We start from the raw sequence: 25,888 nt of genomic DNA on the forward strand, positions 1-25,888 counted from the left end.
CCGGGTGCGAGCAATGATGTCACCGGAGCAGCCGCCGGCCGACGGTGGCGCGACCAGGGCCGGGGAAGGTCTCGGACAGGGCGGCGGGCCGCCCCCGCCGAGGGTTCGCCGGACACGGGTCGTCCCGACCCGCTGGGTGGACGCCAAACCCGGGCGGCTCAAACGAGTCGCTCTCACCAGCTTCAGCCTCGCGATCATATCGCTGGGGGCGTATCTGAGCATGGCCGCATGGGTATTGCTCGAATCCTCAGGATTGATCGAGTACGAAGATCCCGAAAGCTACAACTCCGGTCAGAGCACCCGCTTTTTTGACGGCACCCTTCTTGCCCTGCTCGGCCCGAGTGTGATACCCGCCGTTCCCGGCGTTGCTGCCTTGCGTTCAAGGCGACGGGAGAAGACGGTGTATCGTCGGTATGCACTGGCTGGTATAATGCTTCCTCCGCTCGGGTTGGCCACTAATATGGTTGTGGCGGTGGCTATATTATTGAGAAACTGGTGACTGCCATGCAAGTCGAAGAGATATTTGGTTTCGCTCGTTTCCATGCGCTTGCGCGATCCCGGTTTGTCGCAGAACATCCCCGTGAGGCCCAACGATTTGGGCCGATTTAGCCCCAAGGCTGTAGCCAGCTCCGTTCGGCGCTGGGACCGCTGGATAGCTTCCGGAAGTTGGAATGTCGCTCGCGACAGCGATGTTCGGACCCTCGCCCTCGTGGGATATACGGTCGGCGTATTTGTTCTTCCCCTCACCTCGGTCTTCGGTCTGCAACTCTTCGGCCTGAAGACCCACCCGGTTCCGACCGCCTGGGGAGTCGATCCGACGGGGTGGCAGAGCGATGTGTTGAGGTATATCGGCTTTCTCATATACAGTTCGACCATGGCGTTTTGCTTCGCCGCAATCACGCTGAGTTACCGTAGCGACAAGCTACGCGAGTATCGATGGCTTTCGTTCTGTGGGCTCTTGTTCTTCAACATCTTCACTATCATCTTGGGAGTGTTCGGCTCCATAGCCCTCTTCGTGCATTGGTCCTCGGGCCGAGACAAGGAAATCACAGTGGAACTCATCGACGACGAGTACGACGAGCCGTGACGAACATACGACAGGGGTGACGACCTGGGAGCAGGGTGCCTGGTGGCGGTAAGACCTCGCCGGACAGCCGCCCGGGAGGTGCTCTCGTCGTAGGAGTCGCCGAGGCGACGGGTGTGCCTCCCGAGTGCTCTGAGCGGCGCTGATTACGCTCCTTGCCGTGAGCGGATTCTACCGGTCACCGTTGCAGGGGGACGGCGAGCCGGGATTCGGGGGTTTCGGCGCGCGCCGCCGCCGCAGCGGTCGCAGCGCCACCCTGGTCGGGGCCGGTGTAGTGCTGTCGCGCCTTTCGGGCGTGGCGCGCGAGGTCGTCCTGGGGGCGTTCCTGGGCACGCGCGCCTCCGCCGATGCCTTCGGGGCCGCCCTGCGCATCCCCAAGCTGCTCCAGAACCTGCTGGGCGAGGGAGCGTTGTCGGCAGCGTTCATTCCCGTGTACGCCCAAGTGCTCGGAGAGGGCGACGAGGAGCGGGCCGGACGACTCGCCGGGGCCGTCGCGGGTCTGCTGGCCGTGCTCACGGGCGGGCTGGTGCTGCTGGCGATCTTCTTGGCCGAGCCGCTCACCTGGATCGTGGCTCCGGGGTTCTCGGGCACCCGGCACGAACTCACCGTCGTGCTGATCCGCATCATGGCCGGCGGGATCGGCCTGATCGTGATGGCGGCTTGGTGCCTCGGCGTGCTGAACGCGCACCGGCGCTTCTTCCTCTCGTATGTGGCGCCGGTGCTGTGGAACGTGGCCATCGTGGGCGCGGTGGCGGCCGCCGGCATCGCCGGCCTGGCCGAGACCGGGATCGCCGAGGCGGCGGCGTGGGGCGTCCTGGCGGGCGGTGCTCTGCAGTTCGCCGTCCAGGTCCCCGTCGTGGTGTCCCTGGTGCCGCGCCTGCGCGTCAGCCTGCGGCTGCGCCTGCACGGCGTGCGCGAGGTGGCGCGGCGGTTCGGACCGGCGGTGGCGGGCCGCGGTGTCGTGACGATCTCGAGCTACGTCGACGTGATCCTGGCGTCGCTGCTGGCCACCGGCGCCATCGCCTACCTGGACCGCGCCCAGGTGCTGTACCTCATGCCCATCAGCGTGTTCGCCCTCTCGGTGGCCGCTGCCGACCTGCCCGAAATGGCCCGCGAGCAGGACAGCCGCGAGCGCATGCACGAGCGCCTCGTGGTCGGCGCCGCCAGGGTGCTGCTGTTCCTGGTCTTCGCCCTCGTGGCGTTCGTGATCTTCGGGCGGTCCATCGTGGGGGCCCTCTACCAGAGGGTGAACTTCACCGCGGATGACACCTACGTCGTTTGGCTGGTCCTGGCGGCGTACAGCCTCGGCATCGTGGCCGCGGGGCTCTCCCGCCTGCTGCAGAACACCTGCTACGCCGCGGGCGACACCAAGGGCCCCGCCCGGATCGCCGCGGTCCGGCTGGTCTTCGCCGCGCTGGGGGGCTTGGTGCTCATGATCCAGCTCGACCGGGTGGCGGTGATCGACGGCGAGCTGAGGCGCCTGGGCGATCTGCCGGCCTTCTGGCTCCTCGACAGCGAGATCCGCCAGGCCGGCGACATTCGCCGGCTCGGGGCGGTCGGCCTGGCGCTGGCCGCGGCGGTCGCCGCCTGGCTGGAGCTGGGGATGCTGCGCCGGCGGATCCACCGCACGCTGGGGCTGCGCCCGCCCTTCGGTCGGCTGGCGGGACGGCTCCTGCCGGGTGCCGTGGCGGCGGGGGTGGTCGGCTTCCTGCTGATGCGGTCCCTGTCCGGGGCCCCGCACCTGCTGACGGCGCCGGTCTGCCTGGTCGCCACCGGGGCGCTGTATCTGCTAGTAGCGAACCTTTGCGGCCAACCGGCTGCCCGCCACCTGCTGCTCCCGCTGCGCCGCCGCCTCTGGGCCGGCCGGCGCCCCTGAGGCCCGTTGCCTGGCTCGCGCCGGCGTCCCGTAGCCTGACGATCCATGGGTCATCGCTTCGCCGGCGTCGGCGTGGTCCGGGACGGGCTCGACGGCGTGCAGTACCTGGCCGATGAGGGCATCGCCGGTGTCGTCTACCTGGCGGACCGGCTGGCCAAGCCGGTCCTGGTGGAGGGACCGGCGGGAACGGGAAAGACGCAACTGGCCAAGAGCACCGCGGAGATGTGCGGGGCCCGTCTCATCCGCTTGCAGTGCTACGAGGGCATCGACGAGGCCAAGGCGCTCTACGAGTGGAACTACAAGAAGCAACTGCTGCGGATCCAGGCGGAGTCGCAGACCTGGGACGAGGTGTCCGATGACATCTTCTCCGAGGAGTTCCTACTCACCCGGCCGCTGCTGGAAGCCATCAGGGCCAGCGAGCCCGTGGTGCTGCTGGTGGACGAGGTGGACCGCGTGGAGGTCGAGACCGAGGCCCTGCTGCTGGAGATCCTGAGCGACTACCAGGTGTCGATCCCGGAGTTGGGCACCATCGAGGCCACCCAGATCCCCCTCGTGTTCCTCACCTCCAACAACACCCGCGAACTCTCCGAGGCCTTGAAGCGCCGCTGCCTGTACCTCTACATCGACTATCCCGACCTGGAGCGGGAGCGGGACATCGTCCTGACCAAGGTGCCCGACATCGGCCAGAGCCTGGCCGACGAGGTGGCACGCATCGTCCGTTCGGTGCGCCAACTGGAGTTGAAGAAGGCACCGTCGGTGTCCGAGACCCTGGACTGGGCGCGCACGCTGGTGCTCCTCGGCGTCGAGCACGTCGACGCCGAGACGGCTGCCGAGACGGTCCACACGCTCCTCAAGTATCGCAGCGACATCGAGAAGGCCCTGAAGGAGTTCTCCGCCGGCGACGCCCGGAGTTCCGGCCTGCCGCGCTGAGCCGCGGCGCAGGTGCTGACCGTGCGGCGGCCCGCAGCCCGGGGCCGACCGTGACGGCGCAGGCGCCCCCGACCGGAGCCGGGACCGCCGAGTCCCCGCTTCTGGCGCTGCTCGGCGGCTTCATCGCGGAGTTGCGTCGCGCCGGCCTGCCGGTGAGCCTCACCGAGCATCTCGACGCCATGGAGGCGGTGCGCCACGTCCCGCTCGACGACCGCGAGGCGTTCAAGTTCGCCCTGGCCGCCACGCTGGTCAAGCACCACGCCCACTGGCGGGCCTTCGAGACCGTCTTCGAGGTCTACTTCTCGTTGCGCGGCGCCGAGTACGAGCCCGGCGACGGTGCCTGGGCCGACGACGTGGATCCTGCCGAACTGCTGGATCCCCGCCCGGAGGGCCTGCCCGGCGGCGAGCCGCTGAGCGACGAGGATCTGGCCCGGCTGCTGTTCGCGGCGTTGCTGCGCGGCGATCAGGCGCAGCTGCGGGCGGTGGCCTGGCGGGCCGTGCAGCGCTACGCCGGCATGGAGCCGGGCCGGCCGGTGGGCGGCACCTACTACCTCTATCGCACGCTGCGCAACCTGGGGTTGGACGACCTGCTGGCGCGGCTCCTGGAGACCATCCAGCAGGAGGCCGAACGACCTCTCACGCCGCTGGAGGAGCGTCTCGAGCGCGACGAGTTGGAGTCGCGCATCGATCAACTGCGCAAGGAGGTGGAGGCCGAGATCCGGCGCCGCCTGGTGGCCGACCGCGGCCCCGAGGCGATGGCCCGGACGCTGCGCAAGCCGCTTCCCGAGGACGTGGAGTTCATGCACGCCACGCGGGAGGAGATGGAGGCACTGCGCAAGGCCATCCACCCGCTGACCCGCAAGCTGGCGGCGCGCCTGTCCCGGCGGCGGCGCCACACCCGGCGGGGCGTGCTGGACTTCCGCAGGACCATCCGGCAGTCGCTGAGCTACGGCGGCGTCCCGGCCGAGCCGCGCTTCCGCTACAAGCGCCCCGCCAAGCCCGAGATCATGGTCATCGCCGACATCAGCGGCTCGGTGGCGGCGTTCGCCCGCTTCACGCTGCACCTCGTGTACGCCATCAGCAGCCATTTCTCCAAGGTGCGCTCGTTCGTCTTCATCGACGGGCTGGACGAGGTCACGAACCTCTTCGAGACGAGCGAGGACATCACCGAGGCGGTGCACAGGGTGAACACCTCCGCGGACGTGGTGTGGGTGGACGGCCACTCCGACTACGGCCACGCCCTAGGGGTGTTCTGGGACCGCTACGGAGCGTCGGTCGGCCCGAAGACCACGGTCATGATCCTGGGCGACGCCCGCAGCAACTACCACGCCTCCGGGTCCTGGGTGATGCGCGAGCTGCACCGCAAGGCCCGGCGGGTCTTCTGGTTGAACCCCGAGCCGTGCTCGTACTGGGACACCGGCGACTCCATCATGAGCGAGTACAGCACTCACTGCGACGGCACTTTCGAGGTGCGCACGCTGCGGCATCTGGAGCGCTTCGTGGAGAAGACCTTCTAGGGCGACCGCGGCGCGCCTCTAAAATGTCCGTGTGGCCCTCGCTGTCCTGCCCGGCGTCGTGATTCGGCGGCGCATCACCGAGGTGTCGCGCCGGCTGGCGCGTTGCCGCCAGGAGTTGCTGGTGGCCGAGGAGCAGCTCGTCCACTTCAGCGACTCCGAGGCGGACGCCCATCTCCGGTCGCTGGTGTCGGAGACGCCGGTCGCCGACCGCGAGTTGCGCACCGCAGCACGCCACGCCGCGGCGATGACCGGTCACCGTGACCGCCTCCAGGCGGAGATCTCCCAGTTGGAGGAACGCCTGGACGATCTGCTGGACCGCCTCTCGAGCAGGAGGAACCCGTGACTGCTGAGCGAACCGTCGGGACGCGCACGCGCGTCCTGATCGCCGAGGACGAGGCCATCATCCGCCTGGACCTGAAAGAGACCCTCACCGCCGAGGGCTACGAGGTGGTCGCCGACAGCGGGCGCGGCGACGAGGCGCTGGCGCTGGTGCGCGAGCTGCGTCCCGATGTGGCCATCCTGGACATCAAGATGCCGGGCAACGACGGCCTCGCGGTGGCCCGAGCGATCAGCGACGAGCGTCTCTGCGCGGTGCTGGTGCTCACCGCCTTCAGCCAGCGCGAGCTGGTGGCGCAGGCCGCCCAGTCGGGCGTCCTGGCGTACCTCGTCAAGCCCTTCGCGGCCGGCGAGTTGGTGGCGGCCATCGAGATCGCCCTGGCTCGCTTCGGCGAGGCGCAAGCGCTGAAGGCCGAGGCGACCGACTATGCCGAGCAACTCCAGACCCGCAAGATCGTCGAGCGAGCCAAGGGCGTGCTCATGGACAACTACGGCTTCCGCGAGGACGACGCCTTCGCCTTCATGCGCAGCACCGCCATGAACCAGCGGCGCCCCATGCGCGCCGTGGCCGAGGATCTGCTGGCGGGCACCCTGTCGGTGGCCTCGAAGCCCGCCGACGAGGGGCGGTGAGGCGCCGCGGCGTGCTCGCGTCGTCGCCCGCCGCCGCCTGAACCCGTGACCGGCCTGCTGCTCATCGACGGGCATTCCCTGGCCTACCGGGCCTTCCACGCGCTCCCCGAAGACCTCAAGACGGCCTCCGGACAGGTCACGAACGCCGTGTACGGCTTCACCTCGATGCTGGTGAACCTGCTGCGCGACCACGCACCGCAGCGGGTCGCGGTGGCGTTCGACCTGCCCGGCCCCACGTTCCGTCACGAGCGCCTCGACAGCTACAAGGCCAACCGGTCGAAGCCGCCGGAGATCTTCCGCGAGCAGCTGGGCCTGCTGCGCGAGGTGCTGGAGGTGTTGGGGGTGCGCACCGTGGAGGCACCCGGTTTCGAGGCCGACGACATCCTGGCAACCCTCGCCACCGAGGCCGCCGACGAGGGCCTGGACGTGGCCGTGGTGACGGGGGACCGCGACGCCTTCCAGCTGGTGGCCGACCCCCACGTCACGGTGCTGTACCCCCGCCGGGGCATGTCGGACCACGTGCGCTACGACGAGGTGGGCATCGAGGCGCGCACCGGCGTGCGGCCCGCCCGCTACGTGGACTATGCCGCCCTGCGCGGCGACACCTCCGACAACCTCCCGGGCGTGCACGGCGTGGGGGAGAAGACGGCTGCCCGGCTCGTCAACGCCCACGGCGGCATCGACGGGATCTACGCGCATCTCGACGTGCAAACCCCCAGGCTGCGGGACTCGCTGCAGGAGGCGGAGCAGGCCGTTCGCCTCAACTGTGAACTCATGGAACTGCGGCGCGATCTGGACCTTCCCGTCACCGTCGGCGACCTGGCCGTGACGCCGTCGGCGACCGAGGAGATCCTCCGCCTGTTCGAGTTCCTGGAGTTCGGCTCGCTGCTGGGGCGGCTGGGCGAGGCCCTGGGCCTGGAGTTCGCGCCCGAGGCGGACGCCGAGGTGCTCGAGGTCGCCGTGGAGCAGCCCGGAGACGTCTCGGGCGCCGTGGCGCGCATCGCCGCCCTGGCGCAGAGCGGTTGGTTGGCCGTCGCGGGGGCGTGGCGCGGCCGGCGAGGCCGGTCGGAGTTCGAGGGACTGGCCCTCATCGGTGCCGACGACGGTCCAGCCGATCCGTCGTCGCGGGCCGATGAGGGCGATGCCGCCCGCAGCGCGGTGTGGATTCCGGGAGACCTCCTGGGCGACGGGGCGCTGGGGGAGGTGCTCAGCGGTCTGTTCGGCGAGGGCGCGCCCGGCTTGGTGGCGCACGACGCCAGAGACCTGATGCGCAGCCTGCTGGCGATCGGCATCGATGTCCGCTCGCTGAGAATGGACACCGCCATCGCCGCCTACCTGCTGGAGCCCTCGCAGTCCGACTATCCCGTCGGGGACCTGCTGGCGCGCTACGCCGGTTGCGCTCTGGCCGGCGACGGCGCCGAGGAGGAGACGCAGGGACGGCTGGCATTCCCCGAGACCGGCGAGGCGCTCCGGACCCGCACCGCGCTCGAGGCCCTGGCCGCGGCCCGCCTGGCCGAACCCCTGCGCGCCGAGCTGCGCGACGGCGGCGCCGAGACGCTGCACGACACGATCGAGGTGCCGCTGGTGCGGGTGCTGGCGCGGATGGAGCACTGCGGCGTGGGCGTCGACAGGGCGGGCCTCGAGACGCTCACCCGCGAGCTCGAGGAGGAGGCCACGCGGCTGCGCGCCGCGGTCGTGGCCGACGCCGGCGAGGAGTTCAACGTCAACTCCCCCCAGCAACTCGCCAGGGTGCTCTTCGAGCGCCTCGGCCTGCCGCCCCAGAAGCGGACCAAGACCGGCTACTCCACCGACGCCGCCACGCTGGAGCGCCTGCGCGGCGAGCACGACATCGTGGAGCACCTGCTGGCCTTCCGGGAGGTGGAGAAGCTGCGCTCCACCTACGGGCACGGGTTGGCGGCCGAAGTGGACCCGCGCACCGGCCGCATCCACGCCTCCTTCAACCAGACGGTGGCCCGCACCGGCCGGCTCTCCTCCGACGCGCCGAACCTGCACAACATCCCGGTGCGCACCGAGACCGGCCGCGCCTTCCGCGAGGTGTTCGTGCCCGCCGCGGGCACTCTGCTGCTGATCGCCGACTACAACCAGATCGAGTTGCGCTGCATCGCCCACCTGGCCGACGACCCGGGGCTCATCGCCGCCTTCGAGGCGGGCGAGGACATCCACACGGCCACCGCGGCGAGAGTCTTCGGGGTCGCGCCCGCTGAGGTGACCACCGAACTGCGATCCAAGGCGAAGATGGTGTCCTACGGCCTGGCCTACGGCATGGAGTCCTACGGGTTGGCCCAGCGCCTGTCGATCCCCACCGAGGAGGCTCAGGTCATCCTGGACGCCTACTTCGGCGCCTTCCCGGCGGTGCGCGACTACATGGACACCGCCGTGGCCCGGGCCCGGGAGTTGGGCTACACCGAGACGCTCTACGGCCGGCGGCGGCCGATCCCCGAACTCCGCTCGGACAACTTCCGGGTGCGCCAGGCCGGCGAGCGCCAGGCCAAGAACGCTGGCATCCAGGGTCTCGCGGCCGACATATTCAAGGTCGCGCTGGTGCACATCGACGGCGCCCTGGAGCGCGACGGCATGGCCAGCCGGCTCATCCTGCAGGTCCACGACGAGGTCATCCTGGAGGTGCCCGACGCCGAGCGCAGTGCCGCCGCCGACCTGGTTCGCCACGAGATGGCCGCCGCCTGCGACCTGCGGGTCCCGCTGGTGGTGGACCTGGCTTTCGGCACCACCTGGGCTGCGGCCAAGGCCTGAGCAGCGCTCCCCGCCGCTCGGGGGACAGATTGCAGTTGGTGGTCGTGCTGTTAGCCTTGCTCCTGCTATCCGGGGCCGGTCGGCCCCACCTCGACGGCTCGCGTCGTCCAGCCCTGTCCACCGAACAAGTGAGAATCCGTGTCCGACCCCGACCTTGACCTGTCCGTATCCGACGACTCAACCCCCGAACCAACTCCCGCTGAAGAGACACCCGAGCCGTCAGCTTCTGCAGAGAGCCCCCCAGCGGAGGAACCCGCCTCCGAGACCGCCGACGAGATGACCGAGGCGTACGAGCCGCGGGAGATAGCGGTCAACGACCTCGACGACGAGGCGTTGGCTGCCGCCTACAGCGCCAGCGTGGTGACTGTCGAGGAAGGCACGATGGTGGTCGGCCGCGTGGTGCGGATCGACAACGACGAGGTGCTCATCGACATCGGCTTCAAGTCCGAAGGGGTCATCCCGTCGCGCGAGCTCTCGATCCGCAACGACGCGGATCCCGGCGACGTGGTGGCGATCCACGAGGAGGTGGAGGCCCTCGTCCTGCAGAAGGAGGACAAGGAGGGTCGCCTCATCCTGTCCAAGAAGCGCGCCCAGTACGAGCGTGCCTGGGGCAACGTGGAGGAGGTCAAGGCCGCCGGCGGGGTCGTCTCGGGAACCGTCATCGAGGTTGTCAAGGGCGGGCTCATCGTGGACATCGGCCTGCGCGGCTTCCTGCCCGCCTCGCTCGTGGACCTGCGGCGGGTGCGTGACCTGCAGCCCTTCGTGGGCAGCAAGGTGGAGGCCAAGATCATCGAACTCGACAAGAACCGCAACAACGTGGTGCTGTCGCGCCGGGCGTGGCTGGAGGAGACCCAGAAGGAGCAGCGCGAGGAGTTCCTGGACAACCTGAAGCCGGGCGAGGTCCGGCGGGGTGTCGTCTCCTCGGTCGTGCCGTTCGGGGCCTTCATCGACCTCGGCGGGATGGACGGCCTGGTGCACGTCTCGGAGCTGTCGTGGCGCCACGTGGACCACCCCAGCTCGGTCGTCTCGGTGGGCGACGAGGTGGACGTGCAGGTGCTCGAGGTGGATCCCAGTCGCGAGCGCATCAGCCTCTCCCTGAAGGCCACCCAGCAGGATCCCTGGCAGGAGTTCGCCGCCACCCACCGGGTCGGCGAGCTGGTCTACGGCCGGGTCACCAAGCTGGTGCCCTTCGGCGCCTTCGTGCAGGTGGGCGAGAGCATCGAGGGGCTCACCCACATCTCGGAGATGTCGGCGCACCACGTGGAGGTGCCCGAGCAGGTCGTCACGCCCGGCGAGGAGCTCTGGGTGAAGATCATCGACATCGACCTCCAGCGCCGGCGCATCAGCCTGTCCATCAAGCAGGCCGCCGAGGGCGGCGTGGTGTCGGCCGAGTTCCAGGAGGCCTTCGGCGAGCATGCCTTCGACGAGGAGGGCAACTACCTGGGCATCGAGGCAGAGGGCGAGCCGGCCGAGGCCGCCGAGGACTTCGGCGACGAGGCGGAAGCGGCCGAGACCTACGAGGCCGTCGCCCCTGCCTGAGGGCGACGCGGCCGGCGCTCGATGATCGAGGTCGGCCTCACCGGCTGCATCGGCTCCGGCAAGTCCACCGTTGCCGCCGCACTGGTTGAGCGGGGTGCCGTCCTGCTGGACGCCGATGCCATCGTGGCCGAACTGCAGCAACCGGGTCGCCCCGTGCTCGAGCAGATGGTGGCGCACTTCGGGCCCTCGATCCTGCGGCCCGACGGGCACTTGGACCGCGGCGCCGTTGCCGCTCTCGTCTTCGAGGATCCGCACGAATTGGCGGCGCTGAACGTCATCGTGCATCCGGCGGTGCGCGCCGAGATGGCGGCCCGACGCCGGGAACTGGCCGGCAGCGACGCCGTGATCGTGGCAGACATCCCGCTGCTGGCCGAGGCGGGGCCCGAGCGGCGGGAGGGCTTGGCGGGCGTCGTCGTCGTCGACGTCGAACCCGAGACCGCCGTGCAGCGCCTCGTGGCGGGGCGCGGCCTGACGGCGGACGAGGCGCGGGCACGGCTGGTTCGTCAGGCCACCCGCGCCGAGCGTCTGGGGTTGGCGGACTTCGTGATCGACAACAACGGCACGCTCGGCCAGCTGGAGGAGCAGGTGCACCGCTGCTGGACGTGGATCGGCTCGCTGCGGGGCCCTGCCGCCGGGTAGACGCCTGCTCCGGGACCCGAGCGCTGGCTAGGGTCGTCTCGTGACCCCGCGCGCCGACCTCGTAGCCTCGCGCCGCCACACGCCGTTCCGCATGGTGGCCGACTTCCGGCCCGCCGGTGACCAGCCGGCGGCCATCGCCGGGCTGTCCGAGGGCATCGGCAGCGGCGAGCGGTTCCTCACGCTGCTGGGCATCACCGGCTCGGGCAAGAGCGCCACCATGGCCTGGACCATCGAGCAGGTGCAGCGGCCGACCCTGGTGCTGGCGCCGAACAAGTCGCTCGCCGCCCAGCTGGCCAACGAGCTGCGGGAGTTCTTCCCGCACAACCGGGTGGAGTACTTCGTCTCCTACTACGACTACTACCAGCCCGAGGCGTACATGCCGGCCAGCGACACCTACATCGAGAAGGACGCCTCCATCAACGACGAGATCGAGCGGCTGCGGCACTCCACCACCTCGGCGCTGCTGACCCGCCGCGACGTGGTCGTGGTGGCGTCGGTGTCCTGCATCTACGGCCTCGGCGGGCCCGACGAGTACCAGAACCAGCTGCTGGTGCTGCGCACCGGCGAGTCCTACGACCACCGGGCCATCCTGCGGCGCCTCGTGGACATGCAGTACGAGCGCAACGACACCAACCTGGCGCGGGGCCGTTTCCGGGTGCGCGGCGACACCCTGGAGGTACGCCCCGCCTATGAGGAGAACGTGGTCCGTGTGGGCCTGTTCGGTGACGAGGTGGAGCGGATCACCGTGCTCGACCCGGTCACCGGCGAGCGGCTCGACAGCCTCGACGAGATGATCCTCTTTCCCGCCAGCCACTACGTGACCACCCCCGAGCGCCTGCAGGCCGCGGTCGGGCGCATCGAAGGCGAGCTGGCCGAGCGGCTGGGGTACTTCGAGTCGACGGGGCGGCTGCTGGAGGCGCAGCGCCTGCGCATGCGCACCACGTACGACCTGGAGATGCTGCAGGAACTCGGTTACTGCAACGGCATCGAGAACTACTCGGCGCCCATCGATGGGCGAGGCTCCGGCGAGGCCCCGTTCACCCTTCTGGACTACTTCCCCGAGGACTACCTCACCGTGATCGACGAGTCGCACGTGGCGGTGCCGCAGTTGCACGGGCAGTACGAGGGCGACCGCAGCCGCAAGCTGACCCTCATCGAGCACGGCTTCCGCCTGCCCTCGGCGGCGGACAACCGGCCGCTCACCTTCGACGAGGTCTTCGGGCGGGTCGGCCAGGTGGTGTTCCTGTCGGCCACGCCCGGGTCCTACGAGCTGTCGGTGTCGGACCGCGTCGTGGAGCAGATCGTGCGCCCCACCGGGCTGGTGGATCCCGAGGTGGTGGTGAAGCCGACGAAGGGTCAGATCGACGACCTGCAGGAGCTGATCCGCCAGCGGGTGGCCGCCGGGGCGCGGGTCCTGGTCACGACCCTCACTAAGAAGATGGCCGAGGACCTCACCGAGTACCTGCTGGAGATGGGCGTGCGGGTGCGCTACCTGCACAGCGAGGTGGACACGCTGGCCCGCATCGAGATCCTGCGCGACCTGCGGCTCGGGCACTTCGACGTGCTGGTGGGCATCAACCTGCTGCGCGAGGGCCTGGACCTGCCGGAGGTGTCGCTGGTGGCGATCCTGGACGCCGACAAGGAGGGGTTCCTGCGCAGCGAGACCTCGCTGGTGCAGACCATCGGCCGCGCCGCCCGCAACGTCGACGGCGAGGTGGTGATGTACGCCGACGTGGTCACCGATTCGATGCGCCGGGCCATCGAGGAGACCAACCGTCGCCGGGCCCGCCAGCAGGCCCACAACGCCGCCCACGGCATCAGCCCGCAGACGATCCGCAAAGCCGTGACCGACATCCTGGCGCTCATCCGCCCGGAGGAGACGGCGCCGGTTCCGCAGCGCCAGCGACACGAGCGGCGCGGGCGCCGTGGCGTGGCCGGCGTTGCCGAGGGCCTCGACGTCTCGACCGACGATCTGCCGCGGCTGATCGCCGCGCTTACCGAGGAGATGCAGGCGGCATCGGCCGACCTGCGCTTCGAGTACGCGGCCCGCCTGCGCGACGAGATCAACGAACTGCGCCGGGAAATGCGCGACATCGCCGGGGCCCACGCCGTCGGCGCCTGAGCAACAGCGGTTTTCACCAGGTTTTCCACAGCCGGGGACACCTCCGGTGCGGCGCTCCGGCACCTACGCTGGACCCATGAGCGATCGGCTGGTCATACAGGGAGCGCGCGAGCACAACCTGCGCGACATCACCCTGGAACTGCCGCGGGATCGCCTCATCGTCTTCACGGGCATCTCCGGCTCGGGCAAGTCCTCGCTGGCGTTCGACACGATCTACGCCGAGGGCCAGCGGCGCTACGTGGAGTCGCTCTCGGCCTACGCCCGGCAGTTCCTGGGCCAGATGGACAAACCCGACGTGGACTTCATCGCCGGGCTCTCGCCGGCCATCTCCATCGACCAGAAGAGTGCCTCCCGGAACCCGCGCTCCACCGTCGGCACCATCACCGAGGTCTACGACTACCTCCGCCTGCTGTTCGCCCGCGTGGGGGTGCCGCACGACCCCGAGACCGGCGAGCCGCTGGTCCGCCAGACGCCGCAGCAGATCGTGGACAGGGTGCTGCGCCTTCCCACCGGCACGCGCTTCCAGGTCCTGGCCCCGGTGGTCCGGGGTCGCAAGGGCACCTACGAGACGCTGCTGGCGGAGTTGGAGGCGGAGGGGTACGTGCGGGCCCGCGTCGACGGCGAGCTGTACGAACTCGCCGACGTGGCCGGCACCGACGCCGAGGGTCGGCCCCGCCTGGATCTGGCCCGCTACGAGATGCACGACATCGAGGTGGTCGTGGACCGGCTCGTCTGCCGGGAGGGGATCGAGAGGCGCCTCACCGATTCGGTGGAGGCCGCGCTGCGACTGGCCGACGGCGTGGTGCAGATCGAGGTGGTGTCGCTCGGGGGGGCGTCCCCTGAGCTTGCGCTCGACGTGGAGCCGGGCGAGGTCCTGACCTTCTCCCAGCACCTGGCCCGGCCCAGCGACGGCAAGTCCTTCGAGGAACTGGCCCCGCGCAACTTCTCGTTCAACTCGCCCTACGGTGCCTGCCCGCACTGCGACGGTCTCGGCACCCGCTTCGAGGTGGACCCCGACCTGGTGGTGCCTGACCCGTCGCTCAGCCTGGCCGAGGGAGCGCTCGCGCCCTGGAGCAGCGGCCACAGCCAGTACTACGAACGGTTGCTGGAGTCCACGGCGGAGGAACTCGGCGAGGATTTCGGCGCCCCCTGGGAGACGCTCGCCCCCGCCTCGCAGAAGGTTTTCCTGTACGGCGGGCTGGGCCGGCGGGTGCAGGTGCGCTACCGCAACCGCTACGGTCGCACCCGCAGCTACAACGCCCGCTTCGAGGGCGTCATCCCGAATCTCCAGCGCCTGCACTCCGAGACCGGCTCCGACAACCGCCGCCAGCAGATCGAGGGCTACATGCGCGAGGTGCCCTGCAACCACTGCGGCGGCGCACGCCTGCGTCCCCTGCCGCTGGCGGTCACCATCGACGGGCGCAACATCGACGACGTCTGCACGCTGTCCATCCGGGACGCCGCCAGGCTGTTCGACGAGATCCGGCTCAGCGAGCGCGACGCTCTCATCGCCGATCAGGTGCTGAAGGAGCTGCGCTCCCGGCTGGGCTTCCTTCTCGACGTGGGGCTGGACTACCTCACCCTGGCGCGCTCGGCCGGCACGCTGTCGGGGGGCGAGGCGCAGCGCATCCGGCTGGCCTCGCAGATCGGCAGCGGCCTGGTGGGCGTGCTGTACGTGCTGGACGAGCCCTCCATCGGGCTGCACCAGCGCGACAACGCCCGGCTGCTGGACACGCTGCTGCGGCTGCGCGACCTACCCAACACGGTGATCGTCGTCGAGCACGACGAGGAGACCATCCGCACCGCCGACCATGTGGTGGACATCGGGCCGGGCGCCGGCAGCCACGGCGGCGACATCGTGCACAGCGGCCCCGTCGAGGCGCTGCTGCGCAACGAGGAGTCGCTCACCGGGCAGTACCTCAGCGGGGAGCGCGAGATCCCGGTCCCGCTGCTGCGCCGCCCGCCCGGCGACGACTGGCTGGTCGTGCGCGGGGCGCGCGAGCACAACCTGGACGACCTGGACGTGGAGATCCCCCTGGGCTGCTTCGTGGCGGTGACCGGGGTGTCGGGCTCGGGCAAGAGCACGCTCGTGAACGACATCCTCTACCGGGCGCTCATGCAGAAGGTGTACCGCTCCCGGATGGTGCCCGGGCGCCACCGCGGCATCGACGGGGTCTCGGCGCTGGACAAGGTCATCAACATCGACCAGCAGCCCATCGGTCGCACGCCACGCTCCAATCCGGCCACCTACACGGGCGTGTTCGACCACATCCGCAAGCTGTTCTCGCGCACCAACGAGGCCCGGGTGCGGGGCTACCTGCCGGGGCGGTTCTCCTTCAACGTGTCCGGCGGCCGCTGCGACGCCTGCTCGGGCGACGGCAACATCCGCATCGAGATGCACTTCCTGCCCGACGTGTACGTGCCGTGCGAGGTCTGCGGGGGCGCCCGCTACAACCGCGACACCCTCGACATCGCGTTCAAGGGACGCAACATCGCCGAGGTTCTGGCCATGTCGTGCGAGGAGGCGCTGGAGTTCTTCGCCAACCAGCCGGCCATCGCCCGGCACCTGCGCACGCTCGTGGACGTGGGCCTGGGCTACATCCGCCTCGGCCAGCCGGCGCCCACCCTCTCCGGCGGCGAGGCGCAGCGGGTGAAGCTGGCCAGCGAGCTGGCCAAGCGCTCCACGGGCCACACCATCTACCTGCTGGACGAGCCCACCACCGGCCTGCACTTCGACGACATCCGCAAGCTGCTCGGGGTGCTCGGCAGGCTGACCGACGCCGGCAACACCATCCTGGTGATCGAGCACAACCTCGACGTCATCAAGACGGCCGACTGGATCATCGACCTCGGCCCCGAGGGCGGCGACGGCGGCGGCCGCATCGTGGCCGAAGGCCCCCCCGAATTGGTGGCCAAGCACGAAGAGAGCCACACCGGCCGCTTCCTGCGCCGCGTGCTGGCGTAAATCGTCGGACTGAGGCTGTCTATGGGGTGCGGGGTTCGTTGGCGCTCCAGCAGTCGATGGTCCCCTCGGGGCGGATGCCGCAGGTGTGGTAGGCGCCGGCGCTGACAGCGGTGAACGGCCCGGGAAGGGGGTCGGCGCGGGAGTCGCGCCATTGGTCCCAGATGTACGTGCTCCAGAGGGTGAAGTCGTTCTCGATGTAGTCGCCGAAGCTGTTGCCGTGGGGGGGCCAGCAGTGGAGGGTTCGGTCGGGGCGGATGCCGCAGGTGTGTCGGGTGCCGGCGTCGATGGCGGTGAAGGTGCCGCTGGGGGCGGTGTGTGGGCTGTCGGTTTCGTCTCGGATGGTGAGGCCCCAGCAGGCGACGGTACCGGTGGGGCGGAGCGCGCAGGTGCCGAATCTGCTCGCGGTGATGGTCGTGTAGGCACCGTCGGGGGTCGGTCTGTCGGCGGGTGTTGTCGCCCCAGCAGGCGACGGTGCCGTTGGCGCGTCGCGCGCAGGTGTGCCTCCCACCGGCGCTGAGCTCGTCGAACGTCCCGGCCGGCGCGGTGGCTTGGCCTTGGTGGTCGTTGCCCCAGCAGGCCACCGAGCCGTCGAGGCGCAGGCCGCACGCATGGCGGCCTCCCGGCGCGAGATGGCCGAAAGTCCCCGCGGGTACGTGCGAGGTGTCGTAGACCGGCCACCAGCGAGCGTCACCCCACAGAAAGTGGTCGGGTTCGCTCGTGAAGTCCAGCAGGAACACTTCGCGCGGCTCGTGAGCCGTGGGATACCAGCAGTCGACGCTGCCGTCGGTGCGCAGCCCGCAGGTGCGCTCGCGGTCCGACGCGATCTGCGTGAACGTTCCCGACGGCGCAGCAGGGGGGTCGCGTTCGGGTCGCGCATATTCGGCCAGAGTGTGGATGGCGCCTCCCCAGCACGCGGCGCGGCCGTCGGCTCGCAGTCCGCAGTTGTGTGCTTTGCCGGCGCTGAGAGCCACGAACTCGCCCGCCGGAGGGGAGGACAGGCCTCCATAGTCGTCGCCCCAGCACTCGACTGCGCCGTTCGGGCGGATGCCGCAGGTGTGCTGCCGGCCGGCGGACACCGCCGAGAACCTCCCGCCCGGCGGGTCGTCGGGCCACGAGGGCGGATCAGGGTCGAGCATTCCATGGTAATTGTGCCCCCAGACCAACGCTTGACCCCAGCAACTCACCGCGCCGTCCAGCCGTACACCGCATTTGTATGTGTCCCCCGATGTGATCGTCGTGAAGTGGCCGTCGGGAGCGTCGTCGGATGTGCCGCAGTCGAGTCGGGCGTCGGGGCGGATTCCGCAGCCTCCGCTGAGGGCGATGAACGGCCCCGCCCGACTGCCGCTGAATTCGCCCCAGCACGTCATTGTTCCGTCGGTGCGGATGGCGCAGGGGATACCGGATTCCAGGGCGATGAAGGTTCCTTGGGGCGGTGAGGCCCGCCCTCCGCTGTTGCTTCCCCAGCAGTGGATCGTGAGGTCGCCGCGCAGCCCGCACACGCTCCGGGATCCCACGCTGATTTCCACGAACCTGCCGCGGTCCGCGTCGCCGAGAGGCGCGGTCGGCGCGGGTTCGCCGGCGGCAGTGAGCACGACGGGTGTGGCGTAGGCCCAATCGTCTGCGCCGAGGGTGGCGTAGTCCAGCTGCGTTTCGCGTGGGTGGGCTGTGGTTCCGCTGGCGGTGAGGAGCGCGAGTTCGAGTTTCCCGCCCTCGACGCGGTGGGCCTGGATGCGCACCGTGGAGACGCCCGTCTCGGCGGGGCCGATGGGTGTGCTGGTCCACCAGTCGCCGATGGTGGCGTTGGGGTAGTCGAAGAGGTGGTCTTGGGGCTGCCAGTTCAGGGCGGTGGCGTTGACCCGCGCGCTGACCTCCACCGCCCCGCCGGCAGCGAGTCGCGCCCGCGGCTCCAGGTAGACGCGGTCGACCAGAACCCCGCCGCCGTCGCCGTCGGGCACCCGGCCCGGCGGTCGGGCCTGCACCGAGCCCCCGCCGAGCACAGCCGCCAGCACCGGGTCGTCGGCGACACCGGGCGGCCACTGGCACGCCGAGGCCACCAGCGCGGTGACGGCGGCGTAGGGGGACCGGCGGCTGCGGCCGCCGCCGGCGGAACGGCCCCGGCGCCGCACCCCGACCGAGCCACCGGGGGCGCCGGCGTTCCCCGTGCCGCCGCCGGGATCGTGCGGACTGCTCTTCACAGTGGGCCTATGGTCCATGCCGCGGCTCCGGTCGCTCGTCGCGAACCCATCGCCGGCCGTGAAGGCGCTGGGACGATGTCACTCGCCTGTGCCGTAACCGCCGGCTCTGAAGCCTATGGCACCAGCACAACGGCAACCAGCGGCCCACAGGACTTGTCATTGACGTCGAGAACCTCCACATCGCCCAAGACCGACCGAAAGGCCCCTATGTCGGGTTGGGCGGCATGGGGGGTTGGTGCCGGCTCCGGGCAAGCTGGATATCCTCGGTGGCCGCGACCAGCAGGACGCGCTCGGGGCCTCGCAGCGGCGATGGCGCGCGACGGTCCACCTTCTGCGACGTCTGGACGTCTATGTTGCGCGCATGCCGGTGGCTTCTCCCAGGAATCCGGCGCGCCGGCGCCGACCGGGCGAGGTGCGTGACGCGATCGAGCGCGCTCTCGCGGAGGCCGGCGGTCCGCTTCTTGTGAGGGAGATCTGTGCAGCAGTTGCCGTTCGATTGGGGGGCGGGGTCCCGGCCTCGTCGGTCCGTAGCTATCTCAACCTCAACGCCGGCGACGGGAAGCCCTTCGAGCGGGTGCGACGTGGCGTCTGTCGGGTCGCCTGAGACGCTCGAGCGCGTCGGCGCCGCGCCGGTTGGGTCGCCGGCTGTCCGGTGCGGTCGCGCCTTGTTGTTCCGGGCCGACTGTCTGGACTGGCTGGCGGGGCGCGCCGTCGAGTCGGTGCACGGGGTGGTGACGGACCCGCCGTACGGGCTCGTGGAGTACAGCGCCCTCCAGCAGGAGAAGCTCCGCAACGGCCGCGGCGGGGTGTGGCGTCTGCCGCCGGCCTTCGACGGCCACCGGCGTTCTCCGGTGCCGCGGTTCACGACCCTCACCGATGCCGACATCGGCGGTCTGCGGTGCTTCTTCGGGCGCTGGGCCGGGCTGCTGCTGCCGGTGCTGGTGCCGGGAGCGCACGTTCTGGTCGCCTCGAATCCCCTTGTCTCCCATCACGTCGCGGCGGCTGTTTGCGGAGAGGGCTTCGAGCGCCGCGGCGAGGTCGTGCGCCTCGTGATGACCATGCGCGGCGGCGACCGGCCGAAGAACGCCCACGAGGAGTTCCCCGGCGTGACGGTGATGCCGCGGTCCCGCTGGGAGCCCTGGTTGCTGTTCCGCAAGCCGGTCCGGGGGCGTGTGCGGGACAATCTCAGCGAATGGGGCACGGGCGGGCTTCGGCGGATCTCCGAGGAGCAGCCGTTCGCCGACGTGATCGCCTCGGCGCCGACCCGGCCCGCCGAGCGGCGGCTGGCCCCGCATCCCAGTCTGAAGCCGCAGGCGTTCCTGCGCCAGGTCGTGCGGGCGATCCTGCCGTTGGGAACGGGTATCGTGCTGGACCCCTTCGCCGGCTCGGGCTCGACGCTGGCCGCGGCCGAGCACGTCGGCTACGAGAGCATCGGCATCGAGTTCGACGCCGCGTACGTGGAACTCGCCAGGGGGGCGATCCCCCTGCTGCGCGACTACGAGGCGGAACCGCCCACCGCCCGGTCCAGGTAGACCCAGCCCCGGCGTAGCTTGCCGACGCCGGCTTGGTGAAGCGTGGCTGTACGAGTCCCCAGTTCGCCGCGCTCGTTCCGCCGGAAGTCATCAGGTGTGACGTGGGCGAGGTACACCTCGGTGAACTGTAAGGGTTCTCGTTCGACCGCGGGCTCGGTCTCGTTGTCGATCCGGTAGACGAAGACACAGAACCATTGCTCGCGTGCACCGTGCGTGTCGACGGCTCCGCCCTTCTTCAGCGTTGATTTGACCTCGACGCCCTTCTCTCCTGACTTCACTGCGTCGTTGGGATAGACGCCCTGCACGACGAGATCGGGGTGCCCGTTGTGGTACCGGTTCTGCACGAGAGTCCGGGCGTGCGTCGCCAAGCTCGCTGTCAGCATGTCCGAGAGCGTCCCGGACAGATTCGCCTTTCTGAGTGTGTCCTCGAGCCGGCCGAGTCCCTTGCCGGTGAGGTGGACGTTGACGTCGTGGAAGAAGTCGTAAACGTCCTGCATCGCGGACTCGAAGTCGAGGATGCGCAACTCGTAGGGAAGGGCAACGTACGGGTTGAAGCCCGCGGCATTGACCAGTTGGCGTTCGATGACCATCGGGCAACGATATGGCCGCAGCGCCTGCCGTCGGAATCGAACGCGTTGTCCGGCCGTTTGCCCGCTGGCCGGCGGTGTACTTGAATGTTCCCGTTACGGTGCCTCGGGAAACCGCGCGTGCCAGTTCCATAAGCGCGGGCGCCGGCCGGACCGCAACGATCCGGAAGGTGCCTCACCACGACCCAACCCACAGGGGGAGAGACCACATGACACGTAGACGCAAGAGCCGTTGGCTCGTGATTCCGCTGCTGGCCGCGCTGGCCGTACTGGCGGCGTCGTGCGCCGACACGAGTGCGGCTGACGACGCGCTTGCCGAGGCCCAGGCGGCCCGGGCCGACGCGGCAGCGGCACAGTCGGACGCGGCGGCCGCGCAGGCCGACGCTGCCGCGGCGAACAACAGGGCGGACGCCCTCGAGGCCGAGACAGCGGCCGCCAACGCCGCTGCCGCCGCAGCGCAGGCCGCTGCGGACGCGGCCAGCGCGGCGGCGGATCTGGCACAGGCCACCGCCGAGGGCAACGTCGAGGCTGTTGCCGCCGCAGAAGCGGCCCTGGCAGCCGCGTCGGCGACGGCCGAGGAGGCGCAGGCGTTCGCCGCGCAGGCGCAGGAGGAGGCAGCCGCGGCGCAGGCCGAGGCAGCCGCCGCACAGGCTGAGGCCGAAGCGGCGCAGGCCGAGGCAGCCGCGGCGCAGGCCGAGGCCGAGGCCGCGGGCGAGGAGGCCACTGCCGCCCAGGAGGCGCTCGAATTCGCAACCGACCAGCTCGCAGCCGCGCAGGCGGCCGCCACCGAGGCCGGTGGCGACCTGCCGTTCACGCATGTCCTCAGGGACGGCAGCGACTTCGTGCTGAACGAGCGCATCGCCCGCAAGATCCGGACCGGAGAGCCGGTCAACTACCTGTTCTCCTACCAGTCCTCGGGCATCGCGCTGTTCTCCGACCAGTACGAGGCGGGCTTCCGGGCCACGCAGCAGGACGCCTACCGGATCTACCCCATGAACTTCACGGTCGTGGCGCCGGTGACGTCTCCCTTCGACATCCAGGAGCAGATCGCCCAGATCGAGGCGCAGGTCGCCGTCGATCAGGTCGACTGCCTGTCGATCGAGCCGGCTGACTCCAACTCCTTCACGGAGCTCACCAACCGGCTCCTCGCCGACGGCATCCCCGTGTTCACCGTGGGCCTCACGACGAACGGCAACGAGTTCACGAACTTCACCCAGGTGCCGTACAACGAGGGCCGCCAGGCCGCGGAGCTCTCCGTGGAGTTCATGCGGGAGAACGGGTACGAGTGGGACACCTTCATGGTTTCCGGCGGTGACCCGACGCAGTTCTGGGCCCAGGGCCGGATGACGGGGTTCTACGACCGCATCCTGGAACTGCTCCCCGACGCCGAGTTCCTGACCACTCCCGAGAACGGGATCCAGGTCGGCGGCGGCGGCTACGACCCGGGCATCAGCTACGACGACTACTCGGCGATCCTGGTCGGCAACCCCGAGCTGGACTTCATCGAGAACGTGGACATCGGCGCCGAGCACGCCAACCGGGCGATCATCGACGGTGGCCGCGAGGGCGAGGTGTTCACGATCGGCTGGAACGTCAGCTACGGCCAGCTCGACGGCGTCGAGCGGGGCATCCAGGTGGCGGCGCTCGACCAGCGCTGGTCGGAGCAGGCCGGCTTCGGCGCCATCGCCTGCGCCGAGTTCCTGGCCAACGGCCGGATCCTGCCGAACACCCAGACGCTGCTCCCGATCCAGAAGGAGCAGGTCGAGGCGGCACGCCGCGACCTGGACCTGATCCTCGGCGGCTAGCACTCTGACATCCATGTGATGGGAGGAGGGATCGGATCCCTCCTCCCATCACGACGTTCCCGAGGCTGATCACCCAGGGGGAAGTCGCGTGAGCAACGACACGAACGACGCAGGGAACACGGTGTCCGAGGAGCCTCGCGGCCGGGTTCTCCCGCGGCTCGGGGGGCTGGGCCTGCAGCGCGTCGGCGGGCTGCTGGCGGCGGTCGTCATCGCGGGGTTCATCTTCGCCGTCTGGTCGGACTGGCTGTTCCTCAAGACGGGGAACCTGGTCGTGATGATCAGATTGATGGGCGTGCTCGGCATCATCGGCCTCGGTCTGCTGGTCGTTCTCCTGGTCGGTGAGATCGACCTGTCGTTCTCTGCGCTGGCGGTTCTTTCTGCCGTCGTCATGGGGAAGATGTGGGTCGAACTCGGCTATCACATCGCAATCGGGATCCTGGTTGCATTCGCCGTCGCCATCGGCGTGGGCCTGTTCAACTCCTTCTTCGTGAACGTGGTCAAGGTTCCGTCGTTCATCGTGACTTTGGGATCCAACACACTCGTTTTCGGGTTCACCCTGCTCATCAGCAGGAACACGCCGATCCTGGCGCAGAAACTGCCGCCGGACCCGGAGGAATGGCAGGTACGCGGCGGCGATTACGTCGACGCCGCCGAGTACACGTTCTTCCGGGCGCTGGCCAGCAACTACGCGCTGCCCGGCCGCTTCCCACTCCAGGTGGTCTGGCTGGCGGGCTTCGCGATCGTGTTCGGCATCCTGCTGTCGCGCGGCGTGTTCGGCTTCAGGATGAAGGCCATCGGCGGCAACGAGCAGGCGGCGGTTCTGGCCAAGCTGCCCGTCCGCCGCTACAAGACGCTGGCCTTCATAATCTGCGCCGTCATGGCGGCCGTGGGTGGCCTGCTGGACTTCTCCTTCATCTCCCAGGTACAGCCCAACCAGGGTGGCGTCTACCTGTTCCCGGTGTTCACGGCCGTCATCGTCGGCGGTGCGAGCCTGTCGGGAGGGCGCGGCACCGTCTCGGGCACCCTCCTGGGCGCCCTTCTGCTGGCCGTCATCTCCAACGGCCTGGCCCTCAACGCAACAGGCGCGTTCGTGCAGCAGATGTGGCTGGGTACGGTCACGATCGGCGCGGTCGTGCTGGATCAGTGGACGCGGAGTCGCCAGCGGAGCGAGTCGCTGGGCGCCGGACTGCGAGATCTGGGCAGGCGACTCGGTCTCCTGAGGTGAGTAGCAGGCGATGACGGCTGTGGTCTCCGGCGAGAGCATCGTCATCGAGGGGCTGCACAAGCGCTACGGCGACACCGTCGCGCTCGACGGGCTGGACATCACCGTGCAGCCCGGCGAGATCCTGGGCATCGCGGGGCCCAACGGTTCGGGCAAGAGCACGATGGTCAAGACGCTGGCGGGCGAGGTGATCGCCGACCGGGGACGCGTCCTGCTGGACGGCGCCGAGCGCGACGCCGCGGATCTGGCCGCCCAGGTGACGATCGTGCACCAGGAGCCGCAGGTCTTCCTGAACCTGACGGTTGCGGAGAACCTGCTCGTCGGCAGGGAGCACAGGAAGATCCTGAACCGGCGCATCGATGCCGCCGAGTCCGAACTGCTGGCGGACATGGGTCTGAGCGCACACACCGACACGCCTCTCGAGCATCTCCCCCTGGCGGCGCAACAGCGCACCGAGATCGCCCGCGCCCTGGCGCAGGATGCCCGCATCTTCCTGTTCGACGAGCCCAACTCGGCTCTGACAGAGGAGGAGTCCGAGGATCTCTTCCGCCGTATGCACGACCTGGCCGACTCCGGGCGCCTGGTGATCCTGGTGTCGCACCGGTTGCACGAACTGGTGGTGCATGCCGACCGGGTGGGGATGATCATCGACGGCCAGTGCCGGGTGATTTTGACCGGCGACGACCTGACAGAGGAACGGGTCGCCCGCGAGCTTGTCGTCGGCGTGTCGCGAGATGCGGTGGATGGCGGCGAGGTTTTCTCTGAAGGTGCCGCCGCGGCGCGAGCCGACAGCGAGGACGGTCCGGTCGCCCTGCGGCTCTCGGGCTGGACGCACCGCGACGGCGGATTCTCCGACATCGACATGTCGGTGGGACGCGGCGAGATCGTGGCCATCTCCGGTGTGGAGGGATCCGGGGCCCGCGCACTGGTCCACTCGCTGGCGGGCTTCGCCCCGGCGACCGGCACGCTGCAAGTCGGCGTGGACAGCACCACCGAGACGAACGGCGACGGCAAGAGCACCAAGGCCGCCACCGAGCAGGTGGGGTTCGTGGGGGCGAACCGGGCCGAGAACCTCTTCTTCAACCTCTCGGTGGGCGAGAACCTGCTGTCCCGCCTCACCGTCGACATCAGTGACCGGCTGGGGTTGCTGCATCCCCGGACGATGCGGGACGCGGCCGAGCACCTCGCCGACCAGTTCCAGGTCAAGGCCGGCTCGGTGGACGATCCGATGGGATCGCTCAGCGGCGGCAACCAGCAGAAGGTGGTCATCGGTGCGGCCACCGCCACCCGCCCGAAGGTCCTGGTCCTGGAGGAACCCACGCGCGGCGTCGACGTGGGCAGCAAGTCCGAGATCTACCGGCTGCTGCGCCAGTACGCCGATCCGGAAGGTCAGCTGGGGCTCCCGGGGATGGAGGGCCACGGCGAGGCCGTCGTCCTGTACTGCACCGAGGACGCCGAGATCTTCGAGGTCGCCGACCGGGTCTACGTGATCGCCCAAGGTCGCATCTCCGGCGAGCTGACCCTCTCGGACTACGACGACGTGGAGTCCTTCGCCGCCGACCGAGTGCGCCTCGAAGCCGGCGGCTAGCGGCGCGGCTCCGCAGTGGTTGCGTCAGGCGGCGCACCGCGCGTATAGGGTCAGTTCTCTGGGGACGAGACGCTCGGCGATCGGGTCCACCGTCAGGGCGAGGCCCTCGAGGGTGTAGGCACCCAGCAGGGGCGGGGATCCGTCCTCCCCGAAGACCACCAAGGTCGTGACGCTTTCGCCGTCGATAGTTGCCCGCGCTTCGCCGATGTCCGCATCGATGAGCCGCCCGTCGGCGAGTTGCAGTCTGCGCTTGAAGAGGGGCTTGACGCCGAGTTCGCGCAGGAGGGAGGTGGGCAACTGCGTGTAGAAGGCTCCGGTGTCGACAGTCGCCTCGACGTCGGCTGTTCGCTGGTCGTCCATGTCCGCGATTCGGAGCGGCCAGTTGAAGATTCCCACCAGGCTCTCCTCGTTTGGTCGGCCTAACCGTGCTCGCCCAGCCTATCCGACGGACCGGGGATGAACACCGAGATCCAATATTTTATATATTCTTAATAGTTTTATTGATATTTTAGTTTATCTGATCGGCAGATGGCCTGCGCTGCTACGGGC

Annotated in this window: 18 protein-coding genes and 1 pseudogene; 16 read left to right on the forward strand and 3 right to left on the reverse strand. The window is 69.6% G+C overall.

Annotated features, from left to right (window positions below; all coding sequences use genetic code 11):
• The 12 genes from OXG55_17005 to uvrA form a co-directional block, all read left to right on the forward strand.
• The coding region (locus OXG55_17005; GenBank protein ID MCY4104938.1) for a hypothetical protein at positions 1–499 on the forward strand (499 nt) is incomplete at its 5' end.
• Between the two features lie 42 nt (positions 500–541).
• Positions 542–1,087 carry a hypothetical protein gene (locus OXG55_17010; GenBank protein MCY4104939.1) on the forward strand — a complete coding sequence of 182 codons (546 nt, stop codon included), beginning with the start codon at positions 542–544 and terminating at the stop codon, positions 1,085–1,087.
• A 157-nt stretch (positions 1,088–1,244) separates the two neighbouring features.
• Entirely contained in the window at positions 1,245–2,960 is a 1,716-nt protein-coding gene (gene murJ, locus OXG55_17015) for a murein biosynthesis integral membrane protein MurJ (protein MCY4104940.1), read from the forward strand.
• A 45-nt stretch (positions 2,961–3,005) separates the two neighbouring features.
• Positions 3,006–3,890 (forward strand): MoxR family ATPase, encoded by an 885-nt coding sequence (locus tag OXG55_17020; protein ID MCY4104941.1) that lies wholly within the window; start codon positions 3,006–3,008, stop codon positions 3,888–3,890.
• Between the two features lie 50 nt (positions 3,891–3,940).
• Positions 3,941–5,407: a VWA domain-containing protein gene (locus tag OXG55_17025; protein MCY4104942.1), complete on the forward strand. Its 1,467-nt coding sequence runs from the start codon at positions 3,941–3,943 to the stop codon at positions 5,405–5,407.
• A 31-nt stretch (positions 5,408–5,438) separates the two neighbouring features.
• Positions 5,439–5,750 (forward strand): hypothetical protein, encoded by a 312-nt coding sequence (locus OXG55_17030; GenBank protein MCY4104943.1) that lies wholly within the window; start codon positions 5,439–5,441, stop codon positions 5,748–5,750.
• Positions 5,747–6,373: a response regulator gene (locus tag OXG55_17035; protein MCY4104944.1), complete on the forward strand. Its 627-nt coding sequence runs from the start codon at positions 5,747–5,749 to the stop codon at positions 6,371–6,373. The genes OXG55_17030 and OXG55_17035 overlap by 4 nt, the downstream gene beginning before the upstream one ends.
• Before the next feature lie 45 nt (positions 6,374–6,418).
• Positions 6,419–9,145 carry a DNA polymerase I gene (polA, locus tag OXG55_17040; protein ID MCY4104945.1) on the forward strand — a complete coding sequence of 909 codons (2,727 nt, stop codon included), beginning with the start codon at positions 6,419–6,421 and terminating at the stop codon, positions 9,143–9,145.
• A 276-nt stretch (positions 9,146–9,421) separates the two neighbouring features.
• The gene (gene rpsA, locus OXG55_17045; GenBank protein ID MCY4104946.1) at positions 9,422–10,684 is read left to right on the forward strand and encodes a 30S ribosomal protein S1; all 1,263 of its coding nucleotides are present in this window, start codon (positions 9,422–9,424) and stop codon (positions 10,682–10,684) included.
• 21 nt (positions 10,685–10,705) lie between these two features.
• A complete protein-coding gene (coaE, locus tag OXG55_17050) occupies positions 10,706–11,323 on the forward strand; it encodes a dephospho-CoA kinase (GenBank protein ID MCY4104947.1) in 618 nt (205 codons plus the stop codon).
• A gap of 91 nt (positions 11,324–11,414) precedes the next feature.
• The gene (gene uvrB / locus OXG55_17055; protein ID MCY4104948.1) at positions 11,415–13,445 is read left to right on the forward strand and encodes an excinuclease ABC subunit UvrB; all 2,031 of its coding nucleotides are present in this window, start codon (positions 11,415–11,417) and stop codon (positions 13,443–13,445) included.
• Between the two features lie 76 nt (positions 13,446–13,521).
• Positions 13,522–16,410: an excinuclease ABC subunit UvrA gene (uvrA, locus tag OXG55_17060; GenBank protein MCY4104949.1), complete on the forward strand. Its 2,889-nt coding sequence runs from the start codon at positions 13,522–13,524 to the stop codon at positions 16,408–16,410.
• A gap of 71 nt (positions 16,411–16,481) precedes the next feature.
• On the opposite strand, the pseudogene OXG55_17065 reads toward uvrA, so the two are convergent.
• Positions 16,482–17,546 (reverse strand): annotated as a pseudogene (locus tag OXG55_17065) (RCC1 domain-containing protein).
• A 1,640-nt stretch (positions 17,547–19,186) separates the two neighbouring features.
• On the opposite strand from OXG55_17065, the gene OXG55_17070 reads away from it, so the two are divergent.
• Complete coding sequence (locus tag OXG55_17070) at positions 19,187–20,137, forward strand: DNA methyltransferase (protein MCY4104950.1); 951 nt, start codon at positions 19,187–19,189, stop codon at positions 20,135–20,137.
• On the opposite strand, the gene OXG55_17075 is transcribed toward OXG55_17070, so the two are convergent.
• Positions 20,101–20,727: a hypothetical protein gene (locus OXG55_17075; protein MCY4104951.1), complete on the reverse strand. Its 627-nt coding sequence runs from the start codon at positions 20,725–20,727 to the stop codon at positions 20,101–20,103. The genes OXG55_17070 and OXG55_17075 overlap by 37 nt on opposite strands.
• 206 nt (positions 20,728–20,933) lie before the next feature.
• Here OXG55_17075 and OXG55_17080 point away from each other — a divergent pair, with 206 nt between their 5' ends.
• The 3 genes from OXG55_17080 to OXG55_17090 all read left to right on the forward strand — a co-directional run bounded on the left by OXG55_17080 (position 20,934) and on the right by OXG55_17090 (position 25,339).
• On the forward strand, positions 20,934–22,529 hold the full coding sequence (locus OXG55_17080; protein MCY4104952.1) for a substrate-binding domain-containing protein: 1,596 nt from the start codon (positions 20,934–20,936) through the stop codon (positions 22,527–22,529).
• An 88-nt stretch (positions 22,530–22,617) separates the two neighbouring features.
• The gene (locus OXG55_17085) at positions 22,618–23,754 is read left to right on the forward strand and encodes an ABC transporter permease (GenBank protein ID MCY4104953.1); all 1,137 of its coding nucleotides are present in this window, start codon (positions 22,618–22,620) and stop codon (positions 23,752–23,754) included.
• Between the two features lie 10 nt (positions 23,755–23,764).
• A complete protein-coding gene (locus OXG55_17090) occupies positions 23,765–25,339 on the forward strand; it encodes a sugar ABC transporter ATP-binding protein (GenBank protein ID MCY4104954.1) in 1,575 nt (524 codons plus the stop codon).
• A gap of 24 nt (positions 25,340–25,363) precedes the next feature.
• Here OXG55_17090 and OXG55_17095 read toward each other — a convergent pair whose 3' ends face one another.
• Positions 25,364–25,735 (reverse strand): aspartyl protease family protein, encoded by a 372-nt coding sequence (locus OXG55_17095; GenBank protein ID MCY4104955.1) that lies wholly within the window; start codon positions 25,733–25,735, stop codon positions 25,364–25,366.
• Between the last annotated feature and the right edge of the window lie 153 nt (positions 25,736–25,888).

The sequence above is a fragment of the bacterium genome, assembly GCA_026708055.1.
Classification (GTDB): Bacteria; Actinomycetota; Acidimicrobiia; order Acidimicrobiales; family CATQHL01; genus VXNF01.